Annotated in this window: 21 protein-coding genes; 8 read left to right on the forward strand and 13 right to left on the reverse strand. The window is 69.2% G+C overall.

The genetic code is table 11. The features are described 5' to 3' along the window. Nucleotides 1-132: 132 nt before the first annotated feature. From Aple_RS14120 to Aple_RS14130, 3 genes are all read left to right on the forward strand, one after another. Nucleotides 133-498 (forward strand): DUF488 domain-containing protein, encoded by a 366-nt coding sequence (locus Aple_RS14120; protein WP_246264457.1) that lies wholly within the window; start codon nucleotides 133-135, stop codon nucleotides 496-498. A gap of 21 nt (nucleotides 499-519) precedes the next feature. Beyond that, nucleotides 520-2,199, forward strand: a complete 1,680-nt coding sequence (locus tag Aple_RS14125) for an alkaline phosphatase D family protein (RefSeq protein ID WP_218038323.1) — start codon at nucleotides 520-522, stop codon at nucleotides 2,197-2,199. Between the two features lie 64 nt (nucleotides 2,200-2,263). Next, nucleotides 2,264-4,093, forward strand: a complete 1,830-nt coding sequence (locus tag Aple_RS14130) for an ABC transporter ATP-binding protein (RefSeq protein WP_155345030.1) — start codon at nucleotides 2,264-2,266, stop codon at nucleotides 4,091-4,093. Between the two features lie 60 nt (nucleotides 4,094-4,153). Here Aple_RS14130 and Aple_RS14135 read toward each other — a convergent pair whose 3' ends face one another. Genes Aple_RS14135 through Aple_RS14165 form a run of 7 tightly spaced genes read right to left on the reverse strand, consistent with a single transcriptional unit; the run spans nucleotide 4,154 to nucleotide 13,739 of the window. Then, nucleotides 4,154-6,034: a CocE/NonD family hydrolase gene (locus Aple_RS14135; RefSeq protein ID WP_155345031.1), complete on the reverse strand. Its 1,881-nt coding sequence runs from the start codon at nucleotides 6,032-6,034 to the stop codon at nucleotides 4,154-4,156. Then, nucleotides 6,031-7,623, reverse strand: coding sequence for a dipeptide ABC transporter ATP-binding protein (locus Aple_RS14140; protein ID WP_246264458.1), 1,593 nt, complete (start codon nucleotides 7,621-7,623; stop codon nucleotides 6,031-6,033). Before Aple_RS14140 ends, Aple_RS14135 begins: the two co-directional genes overlap by 4 nt. Before the next feature lie 8 nt (nucleotides 7,624-7,631). Beyond that, on the reverse strand, nucleotides 7,632-8,537 hold the full coding sequence (locus Aple_RS14145; RefSeq protein WP_155345033.1) for an ABC transporter permease: 906 nt from the start codon (nucleotides 8,535-8,537) through the stop codon (nucleotides 7,632-7,634). Next, the gene (locus Aple_RS14150; protein WP_155345034.1) at nucleotides 8,534-9,499 is read right to left on the reverse strand and encodes an ABC transporter permease; all 966 of its coding nucleotides are present in this window, start codon (nucleotides 9,497-9,499) and stop codon (nucleotides 8,534-8,536) included. The genes Aple_RS14145 and Aple_RS14150 overlap by 4 nt, the downstream gene beginning before the upstream one ends. A gap of 34 nt (nucleotides 9,500-9,533) precedes the next feature. Further along, a complete protein-coding gene (locus Aple_RS14155) occupies nucleotides 9,534-11,144 on the reverse strand; it encodes an ABC transporter substrate-binding protein (protein ID WP_155345035.1) in 1,611 nt (536 codons plus the stop codon). A 19-nt stretch (nucleotides 11,145-11,163) separates the two neighbouring features. Next, a complete protein-coding gene (locus tag Aple_RS14160; RefSeq protein ID WP_155345036.1) occupies nucleotides 11,164-12,594 on the reverse strand; it encodes an alkaline phosphatase family protein in 1,431 nt (476 codons plus the stop codon). Then, complete coding sequence (locus Aple_RS14165) at nucleotides 12,591-13,739, reverse strand: aminotransferase class I/II-fold pyridoxal phosphate-dependent enzyme (protein ID WP_170321457.1); 1,149 nt, start codon at nucleotides 13,737-13,739, stop codon at nucleotides 12,591-12,593. Before Aple_RS14165 ends, Aple_RS14160 begins: the two co-directional genes overlap by 4 nt. A gap of 133 nt (nucleotides 13,740-13,872) precedes the next feature. Between Aple_RS14165 and Aple_RS14170 the strand changes: the two genes are divergently transcribed. Next, nucleotides 13,873-14,778, forward strand: coding sequence for a MurR/RpiR family transcriptional regulator (locus Aple_RS14170; RefSeq protein WP_170321458.1), 906 nt, complete (start codon nucleotides 13,873-13,875; stop codon nucleotides 14,776-14,778). Nucleotides 14,779-14,802: 24 nt separating this feature from the next. Next, nucleotides 14,803-15,498: an HAD-IA family hydrolase gene (locus tag Aple_RS14175; protein WP_155345039.1), complete on the forward strand. Its 696-nt coding sequence runs from the start codon at nucleotides 14,803-14,805 to the stop codon at nucleotides 15,496-15,498. Between the two features lie 14 nt (nucleotides 15,499-15,512). Here the strand turns inward: Aple_RS14175 and Aple_RS14180 are convergent, their stop codons facing one another. Both Aple_RS14180 and Aple_RS14185 read right to left on the reverse strand, forming a co-directional pair. Next, nucleotides 15,513-16,001: an SRPBCC family protein gene (locus tag Aple_RS14180; protein ID WP_155345040.1), complete on the reverse strand. Its 489-nt coding sequence runs from the start codon at nucleotides 15,999-16,001 to the stop codon at nucleotides 15,513-15,515. After that, complete coding sequence (locus tag Aple_RS14185; RefSeq protein ID WP_246264460.1) at nucleotides 15,998-16,330, reverse strand: ArsR/SmtB family transcription factor; 333 nt, start codon at nucleotides 16,328-16,330, stop codon at nucleotides 15,998-16,000. Before Aple_RS14185 ends, Aple_RS14180 begins: the two co-directional genes overlap by 4 nt. A 135-nt stretch (nucleotides 16,331-16,465) precedes the next feature. Here Aple_RS14185 and Aple_RS55530 point away from each other — a divergent pair, with 135 nt between their 5' ends. Beyond that, nucleotides 16,466-17,629 carry a sensor histidine kinase gene (locus Aple_RS55530; protein ID WP_155345041.1) on the forward strand — a complete coding sequence of 388 codons (1,164 nt, stop codon included), beginning with the start codon at nucleotides 16,466-16,468 and terminating at the stop codon, nucleotides 17,627-17,629. A 164-nt stretch (nucleotides 17,630-17,793) separates the two neighbouring features. Here Aple_RS55530 and Aple_RS14195 read toward each other — a convergent pair whose 3' ends face one another. Further along, entirely contained in the window at nucleotides 17,794-18,279 is a 486-nt protein-coding gene (locus Aple_RS14195) for a DUF3800 domain-containing protein (protein ID WP_218038324.1), read from the reverse strand. Nucleotides 18,280-18,511: 232 nt separating this feature from the next. Beyond that, nucleotides 18,512-21,043 carry a helix-turn-helix transcriptional regulator gene (locus tag Aple_RS14200; RefSeq protein ID WP_155345042.1) on the reverse strand — a complete coding sequence of 844 codons (2,532 nt, stop codon included), beginning with the start codon at nucleotides 21,041-21,043 and terminating at the stop codon, nucleotides 18,512-18,514. An 88-nt stretch (nucleotides 21,044-21,131) separates the two neighbouring features. Here Aple_RS14200 and Aple_RS14205 point away from each other — a divergent pair, with 88 nt between their 5' ends. Together Aple_RS14205 and Aple_RS14210 are read left to right on the forward strand one after the other, a co-directional pair. Continuing rightward, on the forward strand, nucleotides 21,132-22,322 hold the full coding sequence (locus Aple_RS14205) for an NAD(P)/FAD-dependent oxidoreductase (protein ID WP_170321459.1): 1,191 nt from the start codon (nucleotides 21,132-21,134) through the stop codon (nucleotides 22,320-22,322). A gap of 31 nt (nucleotides 22,323-22,353) precedes the next feature. After that, the gene (locus tag Aple_RS14210; RefSeq protein WP_155345044.1) at nucleotides 22,354-23,235 is read left to right on the forward strand and encodes a hypothetical protein; all 882 of its coding nucleotides are present in this window, start codon (nucleotides 22,354-22,356) and stop codon (nucleotides 23,233-23,235) included. Between the two features lie 22 nt (nucleotides 23,236-23,257). On the opposite strand, the gene Aple_RS14215 is transcribed toward Aple_RS14210, so the two are convergent. Together Aple_RS14215 and Aple_RS14220 are read right to left on the reverse strand one after the other, a co-directional pair. Beyond that, entirely contained in the window at nucleotides 23,258-23,599 is a 342-nt protein-coding gene (locus Aple_RS14215) for a DUF5713 family protein (RefSeq protein ID WP_155345045.1), read from the reverse strand. 46 nt (nucleotides 23,600-23,645) lie between these two features. Continuing rightward, nucleotides 23,646-24,227, reverse strand: coding sequence for a hypothetical protein (locus Aple_RS14220; protein ID WP_155345046.1), 582 nt, complete (start codon nucleotides 24,225-24,227; stop codon nucleotides 23,646-23,648). Nucleotides 24,228-24,244 lie beyond the last annotated feature (17 nt).

Genomic DNA, 24,244 nt, shown 5'->3' on the forward strand with positions numbered 1-24,244 from the left:
CGGGAACAATTCGGACCGATGTCCGCCAGGCGGTCGAAGGGCATCCACCTGGCCCAGGACGGCGTCCGTGTAGGGCGGGGTTTCCGCAGGTCGGAACCAGGGTGGCGGCGTCGTGGATGGGACGATGGAGCGGTGCCCTTCCTTATCAAGCGGATCTACGACGAGGTGGATCCCCGTGACGGTTTCCGAGTCCTGGTCGACCGGCTGTGGCCACGGGGAGTGTCCAAGGAGCACGCCCATGTCGACCTGTGGCTGAAGGAGGTGGCGCCGAGCACGGAACTGCGAGCCTGGTTCGACCACCGAGCCGACCGTTTCGCCGAGTTCTCCACTCGCTACGCCGCCGAACTCGACAAGAACCCGGCAGTCGCCACGCTCCGCCGGCTCGCCCAAGCGCACCCGACGGTGACCCTGCTGTACGGCGCCAAGAACCCGCAGCTGAATCAGGCCGTCGTGCTGGCCGAATACCTGGCCGCGGACGGCCACCCTCGCGCGCGCTGAACAAATCGCGGTTTCCGGGACGTGGCGCGTGGCTCGCTCGATGTTCCCGCGCTGTTCGTCGCGGCGACGAACAGCGCGGCGATAGTGATCGGCATGCCCGCTCTTGAGCTCAGCCGCCGCCACCTGCTCGGCGGCGCGGCCGCCGTCGCCGGCGCGACCCTCCTGCCCTCCCTCAGCAGCAGTCCCGCCGCGGCCCAGGCCGGGCAGACGGCTGACCCCTTCCTGCTCGGCGTCGCCAGCGGTGATCCGCTGCCGAATCAGGTCGTGCTGTGGACGCGCCTGGTCCGCGACCTCTCCGGTGCCGCGTTCTCGTCACGACCGGTGCCCGTGAGCTGGCAGGTGGCCCGCGACGAGCGGTTCCGCCACCTGGTCCGCGCCGGCGTCGCCCTGGCCGGCCCCGAACTCGCCCATTCAGTGCATGTCGACGTGACAGGGCTGGAGCCGGGTCGCGAGTACTTCTACCGGTTCAAGGCCATGGGAGACATCAGCCCCGTCGGCCGTACCAAGACGGCGGCGGACCGGTGGACCGATCTGTCCCGGCTGCGCCTGGGCATCGTCAACTGCCAGGACTTCCAGAACGGGTACTGGCCCGCATACTGGGGCCTGGCCGAGGAGGACCTCGACGTGGTCTTCCACCTCGGCGACTACATCTACGAGTACGACCCGCGCAGCCGTTTCCCCGACCGGGCCCACACGACGCCGGAGACGCCGGGACTCGACCAGCTGACCACGCTCAACGACTACCGGCAGCGGCACGCGCAGTACAAGTCGGATCCGGCGTTGCGCGCCGCCCACGCGTCCTTCCCGTGGGTGGTCACCTGGGACGACCACGAGACCGAGAACAACTACGCGACCCTGACCGATGAGATCGACGACACCGGCCCTGCCAAGCAGACACCCGAGCAGTTCGCCGCGCAGCGGGCCAGCGCCTACCAGGCGTACTACGAGCACATGCCCATCCGGGCCGATTTACGCCCGGGCAGCGCCGACCTGCGTATCTTCCGGCGCTTCGACTTCGGCCGGCTGGTCCGCTTCAACGTGCTCGACACGCGGCAGTACCGCACAGACCAGCCAGGCGGCTTCCCCGCCGACTTCGGCCCGCCGACGGCCGGCACGGCGAACACCGCCGGCACGCTGACCGGCGAGGCGCAGGAACGCTGGCTCGCCGACGGGCTGCTCCGCTCGCACGCGCGGTGGAACGTGATCGCCCAGCAGGTCATGATGGCCCGCACGCTGTTCCCCAACCCCACCGGCCAGCAGCCGCCGGTGCTGGCGAACCTCGACCAGTGGGACGGCTACGCCCCCCAGCGCACCCGCCTGCTGCGGTTGCTGGCCGACGCCAGGGTCTCCAACCCGGTGGTCCTGGCCGGCGACATCCACTCGACCTGGCTGAGCGAGCTGAAGGTGGACTTCGACCGGCCTGAATCGCCCTCGGTGGCCGTGGAGCTGGTCGCCACATCGATCAGCTCGGACTTTCCGGCGGCCTTCGACGCCCCCATCAAGGCCGCCAATCCGGTCTTCAACCCGCATGTCCGGTATTTCGACGGGCTCAAGCGGGGCTATCTGCGGTGCGATGTGCGGCGCCACGCCTGGCGCACCGACGTCCGCGTCGTGGACACCATCGAGGTTCGCCAGGCGCCGGTCAGCACCAGCGTCTCGTACACGGTGGAGAACGGCAGGCCCACCCTGACGGCCGGCTGAAAATCATTCGCTCCATCCGTACGCCCTGAGGCACCATGGCCACGGTCGGTATTCAGGGGGGCGGATGGCTGTGGTCGGATCACTGAACTCCCCGGGAGACAAACCGTCGGCCCGGAAGTCGGCCGTCCTGCTGGCGCTGCGGTACTACAACCGGGAACTGCGCCGGCAGTGGCGGGTCTCGGTGCCCGCGCTGATCTTTCCGGCGCTGGGGAACATCTGCCTGTTCTACCTGGCGCCGCTGGCGGTGGGCGCGCTCGTGGGGCATCTGGCCGGTGGCGGGGACGGCACCGTCGGGGTGCTGATGCCGTACGTGCTGGTCTTCGGCGCGTTGCTGCTCGTCGGCGAGGCGCTGTGGCGGGTGGGTCTGCACTTCCTGAACCGCACCGACGCCCGGGGCATCGAGCGGCTCGGCGTGGTGGGCATGGACGAGCTGCTGGCCAAGGACGCCGCGTTCTTCCACGACAACTTCGCCGGTTCGCTGACCAAGCGGGTGCTGAGCTTCTCCAGCGGGTTCGAGGAGTTCGCCGACACGCTCACGTTCTCGATCATGGCCAAGGTGGTGCCGCTGGCGTTCGCCTCGGTGGTGCTCTGGCAGTACCACCCGCTGCTGGTCTTCGTGCTGGTGGGCCTCATCGTCGTCACCGGGTTACTCGTCTCCCCGCTCATCCGCCGCCGCCAGGCGCTGGTCGACCAGCGCGAGGCCGCCAAGGTACGCGTGTCCGGGCATGTCGCCGACGTGCTGGCCAATATGGAGACGGTCCGCGCGTTCGCCGCCGAGGACCGCGAGGCCGTGGAGCACCGGGCCCGGCTCGCCGAGCAGCGCAGGCTGTCGCTGCGCTCCTGGGACTACGGCAACCTCCGGGTGGACACCGTCGTCGCGCCGATGTCGATCCTCACCAGCACCATCGGCCTGCTGCTGGCCGTGGCCCTGCGGGGCGGCCTGGGCGTGGAGGCGATCGTGGTGACGTTCACCTACTACACGAACACGACCGGCTTCATGTTCGAGTTCAACCAGATCTACCGTCGCATGGAGAGCGTGCTGACCGAGGCCGCCCAGTTCACCGAGCTTCTCCTCACCCCGCCGGACGTGACCGACCCGGACAACCCGCAGCCGCTGCGCCCCGCCGACGCCGGCGTGCGCTTCGAGCGGGTGACGTTCGCGCACGCCGGCAACCCGCACCTGTTCGACCACCTGGACCTGGACATCCCCGCCGGCACCAAGATCGGCCTGGTCGGCCGGTCCGGCGGCGGCAAGACCACCCTGACCCGGCTGCTGCTCCGCCTCATGGACATCGACGGCGGCCGGATCCTGATCGGCGGCCAGGACATCGCCCGGCTCCGCCAGGCCGACCTGCGCAGCCTGATCGCCTACGTCCCCCAGGAACCCGCCATGTTCCACCGGTCGCTGCGCGACAACATCGCCTTCGCCCGGCCGGGCGCCTCCGACGCCGACATCCGCCAGGCCGCCCGCGCGGCCCACGTCACCGAGTTCGCCGAAGCCCTGCCCCTCGGCTTCGACACCCTGGTCGGCGAACGCGGCGTCAAACTCTCCGGCGGCCAGCGCCAGCGCGTCGCCCTCGCCCGCGCCATCCTCCGCGACGCCCCCATCCTGCTCCTGGACGAGGCCACCAGCGCCCTGGACTCCGAAAGCGAGATCCTCGTCCAGGAAGCCCTCTGGCACCTGATGCGCGACCGCACCGCCCTCGTGGTCGCCCACCGCCTGAGCACCGTCGTCCGCATGGACCGCCTGGTCGTCCTCGACCACGGCCACATCGTCGAACAGGGCACCCACAACGAACTCCTCCAGTCCCAGGGCCCGTACGCCCGCCTCTGGCACCACCAATCCGGCGGCTTCCTGATCGAAGAGGACACCCCAGACGCCGTCCACCGCTGACACACGCACCTCGCGGCCGACGGGGCAGACGACGAGAAGCCGCCTGCGGTCAGCCGCGTCTCATGATGACTGACATTCCGCGGGCACGGTGGTGAGTGCGATGTGGGACGGGGTTGAGGCGCCCACATGGACGGTGTTGTGGGCGAGCTCCCATCGGCCGTTGGACCAGAGTGGGTCGCCGGTGTTCGGGTTGACGTCGAAGCGGGGGAAGTTGGAGCTGGAGATGTCCAGGCGTAGGCGGTGATGGCGGGCGAAGAGGTTGGCCGTCGGATACAGGGTGATGGTGACGGGGATGACGATGCCTGGTTCGTAGCCGGCGGCTTCGGGGCCGTTGCGGTAGCGGAGCCGGGTGATGGAGTCGGTGAGGTTGAGCGCGTAGCCGTTCGGATAGTCCGAGGAGGGTGGGTAGACGTCGATGAGCTTGGCGGTGAAGTCGGTGTCCGGCGCGTCGGTGGACACCCAGATCGTGACGGTGATGTCCCCGATCACCTGGAGCGGCTCGCTGAGTGGAGGCGTCTGGAAGACGAGGACATCGGATCGGGCGGCGAGGGGGGCGTGCGGGCGGCAGGCGCCGAAGACGGTGTCGTCGGGGGTCTGGTCGAAGCCGCCGGGGTGGACGATGGGGGTTGTCCGGGAGGCGTCAGGGTTGTCGACCGCGGCGACGCGGTCCTGGTGGCTGAGGGGGATGAGGTCGTAGAGCGAGGAGACGTTCCCGCCGATGGTGGGGACGGGGTCGCGTGGATCGAAGGTGTAGCGATGCGCGGACTCCGTGGTGGGCGGCTCGCTGTCGAGGCGATTGTTCGCCGTCAGATAGAGCTGTGTGGTCGTCGCTTCAGGATGGGGCCACCGGTCGGTGGTGAGCCAGCGCCCACCGTGGTCCAGTCGCCCGCTCGGGAGCCGGTGTCCGGTGCCTCCGCCCATCACGAAGATCTTCACTCGGCGGCTGTCGCCCAGCCCGCGCTCGTGCCCGAAGAGATGCTGGTCGTACCAGTCGAGGTGAAGTCGCTGGAAGTCGGTGAGGGCCGCTTGGGGCCCGAGGTCGATGTCGCCGGCATGGCTGAGTGCGACCTTCTTCGTGCCGTGGACCCAGGGTCCGATCACGGCGTGCACGGCTGCCGACTTGGCCTCGGCGAGAGCGGTGAAGAGCTGGAGGGTCGCCCTGGTGTAGGAGTCGTACCAGCCGCCGACGAGCATTACCGGGACGTCCGGGAACTTGGCAATGTGGGCCAGCGGGTTCACGCTGGGGTGCGTCCACCGCTCATCGAGGTCGGCGCGCGTGGCGATGTCGAGCATCCATCGCTCGTACGGTTCGACGAGGGACAGCTGCGTGACGTCTCGCTTGAGCGGGAGATGGTGCAGCCATTCCGACATCAGCACCGGTGAGTCGTTGAGTGCCTCATCGGTGGATCGTGGGCGTGCCTGCGGCCGGTAGTTCTTGGCGGAGTGCCAGAACGCCCAGGCGATGAACCGGAGTTCGACCGCGCCGCCGTGCCGCACCGACGACTCGTGGGCGTTGGCGCCGCTCATCGTGGGGATCATCGCGGCGATGCCGTTCGCACCGGCCGCCGCGACGGCGGTCTGCGCCCAGCCGGACCACGATGTGCCGCGAAGCACGACGCGGCCATCGCAGAAGTCCTGCTCGACCAACCACTCGAGGGTGGCCCGGCCGTCGTCGGCTTCCGGCCACAGGAAGTCGACGTCGCCTTCTGAGCCGTAGCAGCCGCGGCAGTCCTGGACGGCGACGACGTAGCCGCGGGCGGCGAAGTAGGGCGCCCAGTCAGCTTCCTTGACGCGCTTGTTGTACGGGGTTCTGAACAGCACGACTGGACGGGGGCCAGTGAGCGCCGCCGGCCGGTACAGGTCCGTGGCGAGGCGGATTCCGTCCGGCATGGAGAGCATGACGTCGCGTTGAACGACGACGTCGTAGGCGGCCTCGGTCATCGGTGTGCCTTTCCGGGAATCGCGTCGAGAAGCTCGCGGGTGTACGTGCTCGCGGGATTGTCGAAGACCGTGTCCGTCGCTCCTTGGTCGACGATCCGGCCGTTGTGCATGACCGCGACACGATCGGCGACCTGGCGTACGACCGCGAGGTCGTGGGAGATGAACAGGTACGCCGTGCCGAGGTCGCGCTGGAGATCGAGGAGGAGCTCGAGGATCTGTGCCTGCACCGTCACGTCCAGGGCACTGGTGGGCTCGTCGCAGACCACGATGGTGGGATCGAGGGCTAGCGCCCGGGCTATGGCGACACGTTGCCGCTGCCCGCCCGAGAGCTGGTCGGGCCGGCGGTCGAGGACGTGTGCGGGCAGCGCGACGCGTTCCACCAGCTCGGCGACCCGCCGGCGGCGCTGGGTCCGGTCGCCGATGCCGAACGCCCGCAGCGGCTCCTGGATGATGTCGCTCACCGTGAAGCGGGGATCGAGCGACGCGTACGGGTTCTGGTAGATCATCTGGATACCGCGTCGAGCGGCCCGTGCTTGCTTCGGTGGAAGCGTGCCGATCTCCACACCGTTGACGGTCACGGTGCCTCCGGTCGGACGGGTCAAACCCATGACCATGCGGGCCGTGGTCGTCTTGCCCGAGCCCGACTCACCGACGATCGCGAAGGTCTCCCCCGGCGAGATGTCGAAAGTCACATCCGCCACGACCGGTGTCATCCGGCGGCGGCCGTCCTCGATGGAGGGGTACGCCTTGACCAGCTGGGACGCGGCGACGACCGGAGTCCGCGGCGCAGGCGAATCGTCGGTCCGCCGTCTCGGCTGAACCATGGTCAGGCTGGGAGCCGAGCTGATCAATCGCCTCGTGTACGGATGCTGAGGAGCCCGCAGAACCTGATCGGTCGATCCGGTCTCGACGATACGGCCCTGCGACATCACGACGAGCCGTGCCGCACGATCGGCGGCGACGGCGAGATCATGCGTGATGAGCAGGACGGCGGTGCCGAACTCGCGGGTCAGGTCGCCCAGGTGGTCCAGGACGCGCCGTTGTACGGTGACGTCGAGGGCGCTGGTGGGCTCGTCGGCGATCAGCAGTCGCGGCCGGGCTGCGAGGGCGATGGCGATGAGGACACGCTGGCACATTCCGCCGGAGAGCTCGTGCGGGAACTGCCGGGCTCGTGCGGCCGGCATGCTGAGCCCGGCCTCGGCGAGCAGCTCGACGGCTCGACGTCTGGCTGCCCTGCCACTGGCGAGGCCATGGATCTGAAGGACTTCGGCGACCTGCGATCCGACTCGCTCGACCGGGTTGAGCGAGACGCCGGGGTCCTGCGGGACGACCCCGAGCACGCGGCCGCGGATGGACCTCCATTGACGCTCGGACGCCGCGACGAGGTCGTGGCCGTCGAGAGTGATCCGCCCGGACGTGATGGCGCCGGCCGCGGGCAGGAGCCCGGCGACCGCGTTCGCCAGCGTGGTCTTGCCCGAACCGGACTCCCCCACGATCGCCACGACCTCGCCCGGCTGAACCTCGATGCCGGCGTCGACGACCACCGGGTGACGGCCGTACCCGACGTGAAGTCCCTCGATCCGCAACATCGGCGGTGTCATTGTTCACCGCCCCGGGGATCGGCGACGAGCGCGCGGGCGAGGCGGTTCGCGGCGACGACGGTGGCGACGACGGCCAGTCCGGGGAAGGTCGCCAGCCACCACGACGTCGCGAGAGCGTTTCGACCCTCCGCTACGAGCGATCCCCATTCCGGTGTCGGCGGGACCGCGCCGAACCCGAGGAAGCTCAGCGAGGACACCGCGAGGCAGGCCGTGCCGAACTCGAGCGTGGCGAGGGCGAGCGCCGGGCCCACGACGTTCGGCGCCACATGGCGCAGCAGCACGGTACGGCGCGTGCAACCGCTCGCGTAGGCCGCTTCGACGTATGTCGCGCTGCGGATCCGCAGGACCTCCGAGCGGATGACCCGGGCGAAGGAGGCAACGCTTCCGACCCCTACCGCGATGGCGACATTGGTGGTGCCGAACCCGATCGCGGTGACGACGGCGAGGGAGAGCAGCAGTCCCGGAATGGCGAGGAGCACGTCCACGAACCGCATCGCGATGTCGTCGACCCAGCGGCCGATGAACCCGGCGAGCAACCCGATGGACGACCCGGCCACCAGGCCGACGAGCACGGCGAGCGCCGCGCTCCGCAGGGACAGCGAGGTGCCGTGGACGACTCGCGCGAAGAGGTCCCGTCCGAGCCGGTCGGTGCCGAACAGGTGGTCCCAGCTCGGGGCCTGGTTCGCCTGCGAAGCCAGGCCACGCAACGGGTCGTGGCTGGTGAACAGCGACGGCAGCAGCACCCAGCCGAGGAGCACGACGACGAACGCGACGGCCGCCAGCAGGCCAGGATTGCGCAGCAGCCGACGCGACCGCGTGCGCTCTCGCTTCGCCGGTCCGGGCGCGGGGGGCGTGCCAGCATGTTGGGTTTCGTCGGGGGGTGTGGCGATGTGAGCGGTCATGCGGAACTCCGCACTGTCGACGCGCCGGCCGAAAGGTCGACACGCGGATCAAGCTTGGGGTAGAGGACGTCGACGGCCAGGTTGGCGGCGACGTACACCAGGGCGCCGAGGATCACGAGGGCCTGCACGACCGGCAGGTCGTGTGCCTCGACCGACTGGATGGTCAGCCTGCCGACGCCGGGGCGGGAGAACACCGTCTCGACCACGACGGATCCCGACAGCAGCTGACCGACCAGCATCCCGAGGACGGTGACGGCGGGCAGGGACGCGTTGCGGAAGGCGTGCCGCAGGTGGATCCGGGCTCGGGACGCTCCTTTGGAGCGGGCGGTCGTGACGAATGGTTCGTTGAGGGTGTCGGCCATCCGCTGGCTGATCAGCTGCGCCAGCGTCGCGGCCGTGGGGATGGCCAGCGTGACCGCGGGCATGAGGAGGCCGGACGCGCCGTCGGCGCCGATCGCCGGCAGCAGCTTCCACCGGAACGAGACGATCTGGATCAGCATGAGCCCGGACCAGAACGTCGGCACCGACACGCCGATCGCCGGGATCGACTGCAGGATCGACCGCAGCGCCCTGCTCTTGACGTACGTCGAGAGCAGCCCGATGGACACGCCCGCGATCACGGCCAGCACCAGCGCGCAGGCGGTCAGCTGGAATGTCGGCCCCAGCGAGCGGGCGACGGCGCCGAGCACGCTCTCGCCGGTCCGGTACAAGGTCCCGAGGTCCCCGCGCACTGCGTCCCAGACCATGTCCAGATACTGCACGTAGAGGGGCCGGTCGAGTCCCAGCCGGGCCCGAAGCTCGTCGGCCTGGGCCGCCGTGGCCACCGACGGCCCGTCGCCGCTGGACAGCATCGCCTGGACGGGATCGCCCGGCAGCAGGTACAGCACGGCGAACGCCAAGGTGTACGCGGCCCACAGGACGACCAGGGCGTGGAGGACGCGGCGGCGCAGGTATCGCGTCATGACCGCTGCCGGCCCCGGGGCGAGTGCGTCGTGCTCACGCTGCCTTCCACACGTCGTAGACGACGAAGCGTGACGTGGCGTCGAACGCGAGCCCGCGCACGTCCGGCGCCGCGGCGTTGGTCTGGCTCAGCTCGATGACGGGGAACGCGTACCCGTGCTCGAGGATGTACGTCTGGAGTTCCTTCGCCGCCGTCGCCCGGCGCTCCGGATCGCTGGTCGACGCGACCTTGTCGAGCAGGGCGTCGAGCTCCGCATCCTTGACGTTGGTGGTGTTGGCGTTGGCGGAACCGAAGAAGGTGCGCAGCGCGTCAGGGTCGGCCCGGGTGAAGTTGAACCAGCGCAGCTGGTACTGCTTCGTGTCGCGTGCCGCGTCGTAGGCCTCGGCGGTCATCGGGGAGAGCCGGAGGTCGACTCCGATGTCGAGCAGTTGCTGCTGGGCCAGTTCGAGCGCCGGAGTGCTGGTGCTGACCTTGTCCTCGTACTGAACCGTCACGGTGAGACGGTTGCCGTCCTTCGCGCGGATTCCGCCCTCGCCGACCTTCCAGCCGGCGTCGTCGAGGAGCTTCGCGGCCTCGTCGGGGCGATAGGCGAGCGTGGTGGTCATGTCGGCGAACATCGGTGTGGTGGCCGACAGGACGCTGCGCGCGCCCTCGACGTCGGGGCCCTGCACCGTGTGGGCGATCTGGCTGCGGTTGATGCCCATCTGGATGGCTTGCCGGACGGCCAGGTCGCTCAGGATCGGATCGGCGGCGTTCGGGTGCATGTGGAAGGGGATGCCGGGGCTCGGGCGGCTGTAGATGGTGAGGCCGTCGGCGTCGAGCCGCTGGATGTCCTGCGGTTCGACGCTCAGCATGGCGTCCACTTCACCGGAGATGAGAGCGCCGGCGCGGACCCCGGATTCCGGCACGATCTGGAAGTTGATGGCGTCGAGGTAGGCGTCACCGCTGTGTTCCGCCGCCGCCGAGCTCCAGCCGTAGCCCTCCCGCCGCTTCACCATCACGTTCTGATCTGGGGTGTAGCTCTCGAACACGAACGGTCCCGTGCCGACGACGGCGCCCTGGCAGCGGCGCTCCGGAGTGGCGGACAGCGTGCCGAGGGACAGGATGCTCAAGGAGGTGGTCGTCGTCGCTTGCAGGAACTGGGCGTTCGGGGTGCTGAACTTCACGGTGAACTCGGTGGGCGAGGCCACGGTGGTTCCTTCGTAGCCGGCGAGGTAGCTGGAGCCCGTCTGGTTGACGGCGCCGAGCTCGACGATCTTGTCGAAGTTGGCTTTGACCACGTCCGCGTTGAGCGGGCTGCCGTCGCTGAAGGTGACGCCCTCGCGGAGATCGAAGGTGAAGCTCGTGGAGTCGTCGTTCGCTTTCCAGGATTCGGCCAGCCAGGGAACGATCTTGCCCGTGGCGGGATCCTGGTCGGTGAGGGAGTCGGCGAGGCTCCGGGTCATCGTGATGAACGCAGTCGCGGTGACCTGGTGAGGGTCGACGCAGCCAGCGTCGGAATGGACCGCGAGCCTGAGCGTGCCTCCGGCGGTGGGGGTGCCACTGCCGGCTGCCGATCGCTCGTTGGAGGGTGAGCTGCCGCAAGCGGCAAGGACCATCAGTCCGGCGAGCGAGATCAGCGCTCGGCTGGTATGTGGACGGCGCATGGTGCGTTCCTCTTCGTGGTTATGTGATCGGGACGGCGCCGAGCAGGTACGTGCTGTCGCCGACGTGGGCGACGCCCATGTCGGTGTGCGCGACGGTGTCGGCGGTGACGGTCGGAGCAGGGGGATCGGCGCGGCCGGGTGCCGGCCGGAGGGTCTCGTGGAGGACGCGCCCGTCCCAGTGCGGCGCGGTCTCTGCGGTGACGAGGTAGGCCATCGTCGCCGCGACGTCCACGAGTCCGGCCGGAATCTCGCTGCGTGTCGCGGACCTGAAGGATGGGCCGTGGAGGATGAGGGGGATCTCGAGATCGTCGCGATGGGAGGTGCCGTGCGTGGCCTTCAGCGCGTACGTGGTGGGATCCTGCTCCGCTGACACCGTCGCGGTGTTCCAGGTGGCGGGCCCGTGGTCGGTTGCGATGGATCCCATGGTCACGAGCAGGTCAGGTGACCGGGAGGGGTGCTTGCAGCCGGCCGTGGCGAGGGGGATCACGGGTGAGGTTCGATCGACGTCGGCGTACACCGTGCCCGCCCACGCCTGGTCGAGCGCCCAGCGCGCCAGATCGTCGACAGGAACCTGATCGGCGGTGCGATACACCAGCAACGCTCCGTCGTTCGGGACGAACGCCAGGCTGGCGGCCGCCGGGCCCAGATCCCGGTACGCGTCGAGATCAGGGCGGGCTGTCGCGCCGGTCGTGCGGACCCCGTGATCCGACGTCACGATCACGTCGATCGGCCGGCCATGCCGCGACGCGGCGTCGAGCAGTCGCTGGAGCGCCTGGTCAGCCGCTCGGATCGCCTGCCGGGTGTGGGGCTGGTCGATGCCGTGGTGGTGTTGCGCCGTGTCGGGCTCACCGCTCCAGAAGACGAGCAGATCGGTCGCCGGGTCAGGCACCAGCAAGGTCGCGGCGACGTCGCTCGCCCAGGTGAGGAGGTCGAACGATGCCGTTGCCGCGGGGCGCGGTCCGATCGCGTCGACGATTCGCGCCTGGAGTGCCGGGGGCGTCGTGAGGGGTTCGTCGGCGGCGGCCGACGCGCGCACGACCGTACCGCCCGAGGTCGACGCGTCGGGGTAGAGCAGATGGGTGCAGCCCGCCGAGCCCGTGCCGATGACGGCCATACGATGACCGCGTTCCGCGAGGAACGCGCCAATGGTGGGCACGTCGACGACGGCGCCGTAGATCGTGGCGAGCACGTTCAGGTCGGTGACCGAGCCGGTGGAGGCGACACCGTGGCCGGGAACGTAGACATGGTTGCCGATGATGCCGGTGGCACCTGGCAGGCAGGCGGTGGCGAGAGCGGCGGCGGCCGGGCGGGTGAGGGCCGGCACCACCGTCACCGCGGTCGTGCACTCGGTGCCCGCGGTCCGCAGCCGGTGCAGGCACGGTGTGTCGGTGGAGTTGATCGACCGCTTGTGGAGCCCGTCGACGACGAAGATGAGGCGCACCGGTTTCATGCTGTTCGTCCGAGATGGTCGGCGATGAAAGCGACGCCCTGGTCGAGCAGGGCGTCGTCGATCGCGTAGCTGATCCGGAGGTAGCCGGGCTGGCCGAAGGATCGACCGGGGACGGTCACGACGCCACCCAGGTCGAGCAGCTCGGAGGCGATCGTGACGTCGTCGCGTCCGTCATGGAGCTGGATGTACAGGTAGAAGGCGCCGGTAGCGGTGGGAGGCGCGGCGAGGGCACCGGAGAGTGCGGCGATGGCCCGATCCCGGCGCAGCTCGAGGCGTTGCCGGAAGCGCTCGGTGACATCCGGCCCGGTGATTGCCGCCAGCGCCGCGTGCTGCGCGATCTGGTTGACGTTGGAGGTGGTGTGCGACTGGATGGCGACGGCGCGGTCGACGATCGGCTGGGGTCCGACCAGCCAGCCCACTCTCCAGCCGGTCATCGCGTATGCCTTGCTCACACTTCCGACCGAGATCAGCCGGTCGACGATGGGCGGGTACGCGATCGCGGGTGAGATGGCGTCGACGCCGTAGGTGAGTCGCGCGTACGTCTCATCCATGATCAGCCAGATGTTCCGGCGTGCCGCCCATCGCGCGATCTCCTCGATATCGGACCGCTCGTAGACGTGGCCGGTCGGATTGTGGGGCGACACCAGGATCAGGGCGACGGTGGCATCGGATGCCGCGTGTTCGAGATCGTCGGCGGTCACCCGCAGATCGGCCGTGCTCGGCGGGACCATGCGCGGGGCCCCGCCCGCGAGCGTGACCATCGACGGAAAGCTCACCCAGTACGGCTTCGGGATCAGAACCTCGCCACCGGACCGGTCGAGCACCGCGAGCAACGCGTTGAACAGTGCCTGCTTGGCGCCGTTGGTGATCGCCACCTGGGCGGGCCCGATGGGCGTGCCGAGCCGATCGGTGGCCTGGGCGGCGATCGCCTCACGGAGTCGCGGAAGGCCTGAGGCCAGGCCGTACCGGTGGTTGTCCGGATCGGCCGCGGCTTTCACGGCGGCAGCGACGACGTGGTCGGGGGTCGGGAAATCGAGCTCGCCGGCGGACAGGTCGATCACGGGGCGGCCTGCGGAACGGAGCTCGTTCGCCTTCTCCCGCAGCGCCGCTGTGGGCGACAGCGCGATAGGCGCGGAAATTGTCACGCTTTGGACGCTATGAGCCAAATGTATAGCCAAGTCGACCACCTCGTTACAGCCGGATGAATCCTCCTCGTATTTGATAGCAGCAAGGAGGATTCCTTGCTAGACCCCCATTGAAGGATCTATGCTCCTCAGCGTGAAACCACGTCCCAGCAAGGTCCAGAACGGGCCCACCCCGCTTCGAGGGGGTGAGGTGTCGGCGCGGATCCAGGCCGCTCGATCGACACTGGTGCCCAGCGAACTCAAGGTGATAGACCTGATCGTCGCCGACCCCCAGCGAGTGCTCACGTCCTCGGCGGCGGAGGTGGCCGTCGCCGCCGGAACGGCCGAGTCCACCGTCATCCGCGCGTGCCAACGGATCGGATTCAAGGGCTTCCACGACGTCAAGCTGGCCCTCGCCCGCGATACCGCGGTGCAGACACGGGCGGACGACGAGCTCGAGCGCTCGCGCGACCTGGGTCCCGGCACTCCGCGCACCGACATTCCGGCCCTCGTGCTCCGAGAGAGCGCGAACGCCATCAGCGACGCGCTGCAGACGCTGGACGTCAACGCCTTCGCTGAGGCGGTCGGTTCGGTCGCTGACGCGAAGCGGATCCTTGTCATCGGCAACGGCACGTCCGCCGCCCCCGCGCACGACGTCACCTACCGGCTGGCCACGCTCGGCCTCGTGAGCAGCAACCCCGCCGATGCCTTCGGGCAGCACCTCGCGGCCCACGGTCTCGACGAACGTGACGTGCTCATCGCCATCAGCCACACCGGCGCGACCCGCGAAACCCTGACCCCCGCCGAGACCGCGCGGCAGAACGGCGCCCGCGTCGTCGCGGTGACCAGTTACGCCCGGTCGGCGCTCACCGCCCTCGCGGATCACGTGCTCGTCGCCGGCGGGCCCGAACTCGGATTCCGTCAGGAAGCGATGACGAGCCGGCTCGCGCATCTGGCCGTGCTCGACGCGCTGTTCGTGGGTGTCGCGCTCACCCGGCCGAAACGATCGCGCGAGTTTCTCGACGTCATGGCGCGAGTCACCGCAGAACACAGCCTCTGAATCTTGATACGCAAAGGACTCGGTATGGCTTCCCCCAGAGACCTCTTCAGCCTCGCGGCGCTCGACATGAACGGCACGACCGTCGAAGACAGCGGTATTTTTGAGTCGTCGCTGCGCCACGGGCTCGCCGAAGTGGGCCTTCCCTACCCCGAACCCGACGTGCTGGCACCGCTGCGCGGCATGGCGAAGACCGAGATGTTCCGGCGGCTCGTCCCCGACCCGGCACTATCCGATCTGGCCTACAACGCGTTCACCGCCGCATTCCACACCTCGATCCGCGACGGAGCGGTCAAGCCGGTCGCCGGCGCGAGCGAGGTCTTCAGCGAGCTTCACCGGCTCGGGCTGCGCGTTTGCCTGATCACCGGATTCCCGACCGCCCTGCAGAACGCGATCATTCACGCCCTGGACTGGGACGAGCTGATCGACCTGTCGGTCAGCTCCGACGAAGTCCCCCAGGGCCGACCGCACCCCGACGTCATCCTCCACGCCGCCGAACGTCTCGGCATCACCGATCACCGGCGCGTCGTCGTCGCCGGTGACACTGTCAACGACCTGATGGCCGGCGAACGAGCGGGAGCGGGCCTGCTGGCCGGCGTGCTCACAGGTTCACACGACGAGGCCAAGCTGCGCACCGTACCAGGCGCCCATGTGATCGACAGCATCGCGCAACTGCCGGAACTCCTGACCACCGTCGCCGCGCCTGCGCGTGAGCACCTCTGATGTCGTTCAGGCCGTCAGCGGGACTTCACGAGTTCGACCAGTTGGTCCAGTGCCATGCCCCAGCCTTCGGCGAATCCCATGTCCTCGTGTGTCTTTCTTGTTGAGGAGTCGGCGTGCATCGCTATGGCGGTGTATTTCGTGCCGTTGCCGTCGGGCTTGATGCTGATCACCGCGGTGAACGGGAAGCCGGCCTCACCCTCGGCGGTCTGCGGGCGGAAGCCGGGGCCCAGGCCTGAGGTGAAGATCAGCGTGGAGCCCTCCTCGACCAGGAGGATGCAGCCGCTGTTCGGGTATTCCTCGCCTTCGGGCGAACGCATGGTGGTGTTGAACCTGCCGCCGGGCTGCAGGTCGATCTCGCAGAAGGGGGTCGACCAGGGCCTCGGGGCGAACCATCGCATGAGCAGTTCGGGAGTGGTCCAGGCCTTCCAGACCAGCTCCGGCGCGACGTCGACGGTGCGCTCCAGAACGAGATCGAGTTCCGGGTTCAGCGTATAGATGGTCATGTCTGCTGCTCCTTCAGGTCGTAGAGAAGCGCGTCGAGTTGATCGAGGCGCCGGGTCCACAGCGCGCGCCGCGCGGCGAGCCAGGTGTCGACCGCCTCCAACGGCTGGGGCGCGAGCCGGTAGGTCCGCACCCGCCCCTTCTTCTGGGACGTCACCAGACCGGAGCGCTCGAGAACGCCCAGGTGCTGAGTGAACGACGGCAATGCCATGTCGAACGGACGAGCCAGGTCGCTGGTCGTCGCAGGCCCCTGACTGAGGCGCTCGACGACCCGGCGACGGGTGGGGTCCGACAACGCATGGAACACACCGTCCAGATCCGCGTCGATCACGCCGTCCCCACCCCTCTCACTTAGGCACTCACCTAAGTATGCGCACGAGTGATACTTAGGTCAATCCCTAAGTATTGGCAGGTGCCCCGGTCGACGTGGGCGTGACATCCGGTGGTGGGCAACTACGCTCGGCTCATGCGATGGCGTCAGGCCCTCTCCCGCGTTGGCGCGGTTGACTACCTCATCGCGGGGGCCGTCGGGCTGTTCGCGGTGACCGAGGAGCTCATCGGAGGGACCGATCTGCCCGAGCGGCCCAGTCTCGCGTTGTGGGTGGCCGCCGGGATCGTGACGGCGCTGCTGGTGCTGGTCCGGCGGCTGGCTCCGTTCGGGGTGATGGCGGTCTACACCGGCATGTCCCTCGCGGTCTTCCTGCTCGCGGGGCAGGAAGCGGGCGCATGGCAGTGGTACACCCAGCTGTTCCTGCTGTTCACCCTGCTCAGCGAGGTGCCGCTGGCCAGCCCGAAGGGGCTGTTCGGACCGGTGGCCACGGCCCTATTCCTGGCGGGCATGGCGATCTCGTACCACAACGAGTTCGCAGAGTACGCGATCGCGGTCTCGATGGTCGCCATCGCCGGAGGCGCCGGATTCGGCGTACGGCGGCACCGGATGCGGGCCCTGTCGGCGGACAGGCGCAGCGAGACGCTGGCCGCGCAGAGCGAGTTGCTGGTCAAGGAGGCCGTCGCGGAGGAGCAGGCCCGGCTCGCCCGGGAGTTACACGACATCGTCGCCCACAGCGTGAGCCTGATGGTCATGCAGGCGGGCGGGGTACGGCGGATGCTCCGCGACGACCAGACCAGGGAGCGTGCGGGTCTGGCCCTGATCGAGGAGACCGGGCGCGGCGCGGTGGAGGAACTACGCCGCATGCTCCACCTGCTGCGCGGTCCCGGCACCGACGGGCTGACGCCGCTGCCGGGACTGGCCCGGCTGGAAGATCTGGTGGAGCAGGCGCGCTCGGCGGGTCTGGACGTCGAGGTCGACGTGGCGGGCGAGCCGGTGCCGCTCCCGGCCGGGCTGGACCTGTCGGCGTACCGCATCGTGCAGGAGTCGCTGACCAACGCCCTGAAGCACGCCGGGCCTACAGCGGTCACCGTCACCATCGGCTACCGGCCGAACGAGCTGTCCCTGGACATCACCGACGCCGGTCCCCGCGACGGGGCACGCGGCGCGCCCGCCGCGACGGGCGGCCACGGGCTGATCGGCATGCGTGAGCGGGCGGCCCTGTTCAGGGGCGATCTGACCGCCGGCCCACATGGCAGCGGCTTCGCGGTGCGGGCCGCGCTCCCGCTCAGCGCCCGCTGACCAAGGGGCGACCTTGCTCACATGATCAATGACCAACCGATTGACTACGACGCGAGAGTGGCCAATCCGGTTGACGGGCGAGAATGGATGGCGTGTACTGGACGTGGTCGGTGACAAGAGGTCCAGGGGACTTCTTCCCGGGAGACTGGGATAGCCGGCCTCAATTATGCGGTCCCCCATGGGGTCAGCAGCGAGGCCAGGTTCGGCTGAATATGAGTTTCGAACCATTTGCACTGGCGGCCTTCGAGAATCCGCTGCACTCCCCACAAGCCGTAGTCCGCCACCTGGATTCCCCACGCGCTCTGCGCGTCCCAGATACAAAGTACGACATCTCGATCCGCTGCCAGTTCGCGGCATACGTCCGCCAATGCTTCGCGCGCGTCCATCAGCCTGCGATTGGTTGTCAAGGTAGCGATCAGATCGAAGACCTCTTCTCTGGTCGCATGCGAGTCGTCCTTCGCGTGGAGGCCACGTGGAAGATTCACACCGCGCCGCTCCAGATCACAGCGGAGCCGCAAACCCTCCCATATCTCTTTTCCGTGCTCTCCAACAAAGACGGCGGTGCCAAATCCGAAATAGAGGCTCGCGCCCGGCGTCCTGGTTAGATCCATATTTCCGGTTTCGTCGGCATACATGTAGATTTCTGCCACGGAAAATCCCGCCCATCGTTTAGCGATCGACGGAGATCTTTACTACCACATGACACATACCAAAACTGGGATATGGCATGGCGGGTGAAGATGCGGTGGGGGCTCATCAGAAGAGAGTTCATTTCGTCGGCGGGCTTCGCCTTCTTCGGCTGGGCCGGATGGAGCCCCAGCAGCGCGGACAGTTGCTGGGGCTGGCGTGGTCACGGAGTGAGTTTGGCGGGCGCATTCCAGCTCAGGGTGCGAGTATGCCGGGAAGCTGGGTCCGGTCCTCTATGTTCAGCTTGCGGTAGACCCGGTGTAGGTGGCTGTGGACGGTTCGTACGGAAAGGTGCAGGCGTTCGGCGATCTCGCGGTCGGAGAGTCCGCGAGAGGCGAATCCGGCTACCTCGTGTTCCCTGCGGGTGAGGATCGCGGGGGGCGAGGTGAGGCCTGGGGTGCGGGCGCCCTCACATGCTGGGGACAGGTCTTCGAGCCGGGCCGATGACGCCAGTGCCGATCCGAGGCGGCCTTCGGTGCGATGGATCTGGCTCGCGGTGGCCGCCGCCTCGGCGGCCCACAGCACGCAGCCGGTCGCGGCGGCCTCGCGGGATATCTCGTCGAGAGCGGCCGCGTCGCGGCGGGACAGGGCGGCGGCGTTTCTGGCCATGAGCGCCTGGAGAGCGCTCTGGCCGGATGCGGCGAGGCGCCGCAGGTCGTCGGCGACCGTCGCGGCGGCGCCCAGTCGCGCGGCGTCGTGCAGCACCCAGGAGGCCATCAGCAGTGACCCGGCCTGTTCCAGCTCCGCGCCCTGTTTGAGGGCGAGGTTCACGGCGGCCGTGAGATCTCCCTCGGCGTACCGGGTCCAGACCGAGCCGCTCCGGCGCGGGGCCGCGAACCCGCCGGGAAGGCCCGCCCGCAGCCGCTCCATGGCCTGGACTGCCCGGTACGCGTCGCCGAGCAGGGACTCCGCCTCGCTCAGCGCGTCCAGACCCCACATCTGCGGGCTCGCCGCGATGCCCTGGATCGGCATCACGGCCAGGGCCTCCCGCAGCCAGCGCCGGGCGGTGGCCGGTCGGCCGGAGAGCAGGAATACCTGGCCGAGATCGTGCGCCCAGTAGGCGCGCCAGGTCGCGGCGGTTCCCGTCGCCTCCGCTGCCAGGGCGGACTGACCGAGTTCGATCGCCTTCGCGATCTGGCCGTCGAGAGCCAGCGCTTGGAGTAGAGCCATGCGGATGAGCTCGGCACGCGGCCCGTCGATGCCGTCCAGCGCGATATGGGCGAGTTCGATGGCATCCTGGGTCCGGCCGGCGCACGCGAGCGCGCGTACCTGCGTGACCGCGAGCGCGGCGAGCACCTCACGATCCGCCGGGTGCCGCTGGAGGATACGATCCGCGAGCTCCACCGACTCCTCGATGTACCCGACCGCGAACGCCAGGGAAGCCCGGCTGATCTCCAGCCGGAGCCTGACCTGTGGATCGGCCGTGGTCTCCGCGGCGAACGCCAGTGTGTTCCGCGCCTCGGTGATCTCGCCGCGGATCAGGTGGACGCGCGCCAGCGCCGAGAGCGCCTGGGCCCGCGACGCGTCGTCCTGCGCATCCGCCTCGAGTGTCCGGGCCAGTTCGAGGGCGCGCGTGGCCTCTCCGAGGTAGGGCAGTTCGGCGACGAGGGCCAGCCGCGACTCGAATGATCCGTCGGCGTCGACCGCGGCCTGGAGCAGGCGTCCGGCAAGCTGGTGGTCCAGTGCCTCGGACGCCTCCCTGGCCGCTTCGCGAAGCAGCGCGGGGTCGGCGGCCACGCCCGCCTCGACTCGCCACACCGCGATCCTGACCCTGTCCCGCCGTCGGCGCGCTCCCGCGGCCTCCACCGCGTCGGCGAGCCTTCTGCGGTGGTCGCGGGCCCGCAGCGGAGGAAGGGTCGCGCGCAACGCCTCGCCGTACAGGGGATGGATGAGCGCGACGAGGTGTCGCCGCCGGTCGGGAGGGGCGGTCAGCAGCCGCTCCGACTCGAGTTCGGCGATCACCTCGGGGGCGATGAGGCGTTCCAGGATGGCCGCGCCGACCGGTTCGGCAAGCGCCACGAGCTCCGCCGCGGCCCGTACGGCGGGAGCGAGCCGGTCAAGCCGGGCGGCGATGGTCGCGGGCAGGTTCGTGTCCTCGAAGATCGGCTGGAGCAGCCGCCAGACGCCGTTCATCTCGGTGAAGGTCGCGGCGTCCACGAGCTCGCGAAGCAGAAGCGGATTTCCCCCGCTCAGCCGCAGCAGATGGGCGGGCAGCGTCGACTCCACCTGACCGCCGAGCGCGGTCGAGAGCAACTGGGCCGTATCGCTCTCGGTCAGCCCTTCCAGGGCTATCCGCTCAAGGTCCCGCCACCACCCCGCGGTCCCTTCCCCTCGTACGGCCAGCACGACGGGAACCGCGGCGCCTTCGACCAGGTGCCGCGCCAGGGCGGCCGACGCCGGATCGAGCAGGTGCGCGTCGTCGATCACCAGCGCGCCCGACCCGGCGATGTGGGCGGCCGCCGCCGTCAGCGTGCGCGTGAGTTCGCCATCGGCGACCCGCGCGGGCAGCAGGTGCGCGAAAGGCAGCAGCGGGATCCCGCCCGGCGTGGCGAAAACCCAGTTCACCCCCGCTCCCCCGGCTTCGGCTCTGGACCGTGCTTCGGAGAGCAGCCGGCTCTTGCCGATCCCGGCCGGGCCGCTGACCACGACGTTTCCGGCGTGTCCGGTCATCGCGGCCACGATGCGATCGAGTTCGCCCGCGCGCCCCACCAGTGGCCAGGAGCTCATGGCCGCAGGGTACTGCGCATGCCGTACGCCGAGAATGCAGTAATCCACTACCGATGTGATGGATTCCGCTGTGCCGCACGGTGGTCCCATGACATACGACGTGGTAATCGTGGGCGCGGGTGTGGCGGGGTGCACCGCCGCGATCCTGTACGGCAGAGCCGGCCTGCGCGTCGCGATCATCGAGAAGCACCACAACATCTCCACGCACAAGGCGCTGTGCGGGCACTTCGTGCTCGGCGGGACGCAGCCGATGTTGCGGCGTACCGGCCTCTGGGAGGCGATGGTCGACGAGGGCGCGGCCGTGGGCGACGTCGCGCGCTGGACCCCGGCCGGGTGGGCCGTGCCGGAACCCGGTCTGCCCGAGTGCATCAGCCTGCGAAGGGAGAAACTGGACCCCCTCCTGCGGACGCTCGCGGCCGGCACACCCGGTGTCGATCTTTTGCTGGGGCGTACGGTGACCGGGCTGCTGGAATCCGGCGGGCACGTCACCGGTGTGCGCGTGGGTGACGAGGAGATCCCGGCGCGGCTCGTCGTCGGCGCGGACGGGCACAGGTCGCCGGTGGCACAGGTCGCGGGAGTCGCCGAGGACGTGGCGCCCAACGAGCGTTTCGGCCTGTGGGCATACTATCGCGGGGTTGTCCCGCGTGGCCCGGCTGCAAGCCAGATCTGGTCGCTGGACCCGGACGTCGGCATCCTCGTCCGGACCGACGATGACCTTCACATGCTGGTGGCGTTCCCGGCCAAGGCCAGGCTCGCCGACTTCCAGTCCGACCGGGCCGGCGCGCTGGAGCGATTCATGGCGTCCCTTCCAGACGGGCCGGACCTGTCCTCGGCGGAGCGGGTCTCCAAGGTGATCGGTACGAACGACTACCCGTGCGTGAAACGCGATCCGGCCCCGAAGCCCGGGCTCGTGCTGGTGGGGGACGCGGCCATCACCGGCGATCCCACCCCGGCCGTCGGCTGCGGCTGGGCGTTCCGCGCCGCCGAGTGGCTGGTGGAGTCGACGGCTCCGGCTCTGCTCGACGGCAGGGACCTCAATGAAGGCATCACCGCCTATCGCAAGATGCTCGGCTTCATCGTGGAACATGACCGGTTCAGCCGGCAGGACGCCCTGGCCCGGCCCACGAACCCGGTGCAGAAACTGATCAACAAGGCGGCTCATCGCGATCCCAAGCTCGCCCGCCGCGTCTACCTGTTCGCGATGCGCGCCATTCCCGCGTCCGATCTGATCAACCTTCGGACGCTCCTGCGCGCCGCCTGGGCCGCGACCCGTCCGTGAACCCCTCGGGGCCGGCGCGCGTCAACAGGGCATGGCTCGACGGCGCGGGGTGCTCTGGATCGCGGTGGTGGCCATGCTCGGCGGCTGCGGCACGGCTGGGAGCGGCACGAGCAGGGACGATCTGGACCAGCTGCGCCAACTGGCACGCGACGCCCTGGCCCGGTATGACAAGGCGGTCCTCGACGCCGGGCAGAAGGACTTCGTCCCGGTCGGGGACCTGACCGGCCAGCTCGGCAACTGGGAGTCCACGAATGAGAACGGCAAGCTGGCGTTGCTGTACGGCCGTGTCCTCGCCGCCGCGGCGCTGCCCACCGCACCGCGGTCAACGGGAGAGGTGGTCTGGGAGAACGGGGCGTCCCAGGCGATCCCCTTACTCTCCGCCGGAGAAACGCTCAAGCAGCTGACGGCGGGCGGCAGGGACTGCCCCGAGTGCGTGCCGCTTGAGGTCACCGGCGCGCGCCTGACCACCACGCGGATCCAGACCACTCGCGGCCCGGCAACCGCGCCCGCCTGGGAGTACACCCTGAAGGGAACGGCGGTACGCCTGACCCGCGTGCCGGTCCCCCCTTCGTCCGCCGTCAAGGTCACGCCCCTTTCCTGGGATCTCGGCAACGAGCCCGGCGGCGTGTCAATCGAGTCGGCGACCATGCACGGCGGGCAGCTGACCGCCAACTTCGTCGGCTCCCCGCACCCGGGAAGCCAGCCGTGCGGCGCCGACTACAGCGCCGAGGCCGTCGAGTCGGCCAACGCGGTCGCCGTCATCGTCATCGCACACCCGCACGCGGGCGACGAAATATGCACGGCCGTCGGCGCACTGCGCACCGCCACCGTCGACCTGGCCCAACCGCTGGGCACACGCGCGGTCCTGGAGGCGCGGCAGGGCCTGCCGGTCCCGTTGAAGACCACCGGGTAGCCGCACGGTGTTCGCCGTGTCGTCACCAGTCCCGGGTGCCGATCAGCTCTTCGGCGTCCGCGTCCGCGAACCCGTAGGCGTCGGCCACGAACCAGAACTCCTCGGCGATCAACTCCCGCGCGACGGTCTCGATCTCGCTGCCGGCTTCCCAGAAGTCGTCCTGAAGGTCGTTGAACTCGCAGGTCGCCGCGTGGGTGAGGACGTAGAGAGCGGTCAGATCGGCGGGGCGCTGGGCCTCGATGCGCTCACATAACCTCAGCAGGATCTCCCTGGCCTTGTCGACGACCTCGTCGGGATAGTAGCCATCGGCATACATCCCCTTGAGGAAGGCACGATCCGCGACCTGCTGGTTGGTGAGCGGCACCACGGGCTCCCGTCATGACGGCGATCAGACGGTCACCCATCCTGCCTCACGGCACCGACATTCCCGGGGCAGGATCTTCCTCGGGGATGATGATTATCGTGCCGTCGTCCTTGTAGTTCATCATGAATTTCAGGCCGCGGGAGCGCAGGTCGCGCATCAGGGCCTCGGCTTCCGGCTTGGGGAGACGGATGGGGGGATCCAGGGAGTATCTGGGTCTTGTGCCGCATACGGCCGCGGCCTCGCCGAGTTCTTCGGACAGGCTGCGACACAGGGCGTCCAAGTCCACGCCCCGGCGACGCAGCCACCTGTCGAAGGAGCCGGTTCCGGCGAGACCGCCCACGAGGAAGCACAGGCTCCAGTCCGCGTCGCCCCCGAGGCCGGCTCGCATGCCTCGCGCCCAGCCGATGGCGTGGTTGAGGTCCGGGTCGAGCCGGAAGCCGCCGTCACCGAGCGGTTCCGGCCTGGGGCGTTCGGGGATCGTGAATCCGGTCTCCGTCAGCATCCTCCGGGCGCGGGTGTCTTCGACCATGCAGGCCTCGAGGTAATGGTGAAGCCGGATCGTTGTCGTCGCCTCAGCGTCCTCCTTGTCGGCTTCCGCGTATGACCTCGCGATGTCGATGAGTTGCATCTCTGCTCCACGAGAAT

The sequence above is a fragment of the Acrocarpospora pleiomorpha genome, from assembly GCF_009687885.1.
In the GTDB taxonomy this organism is placed as follows: Bacteria; Actinomycetota; Actinomycetes; order Streptosporangiales; family Streptosporangiaceae; genus Acrocarpospora; species Acrocarpospora pleiomorpha.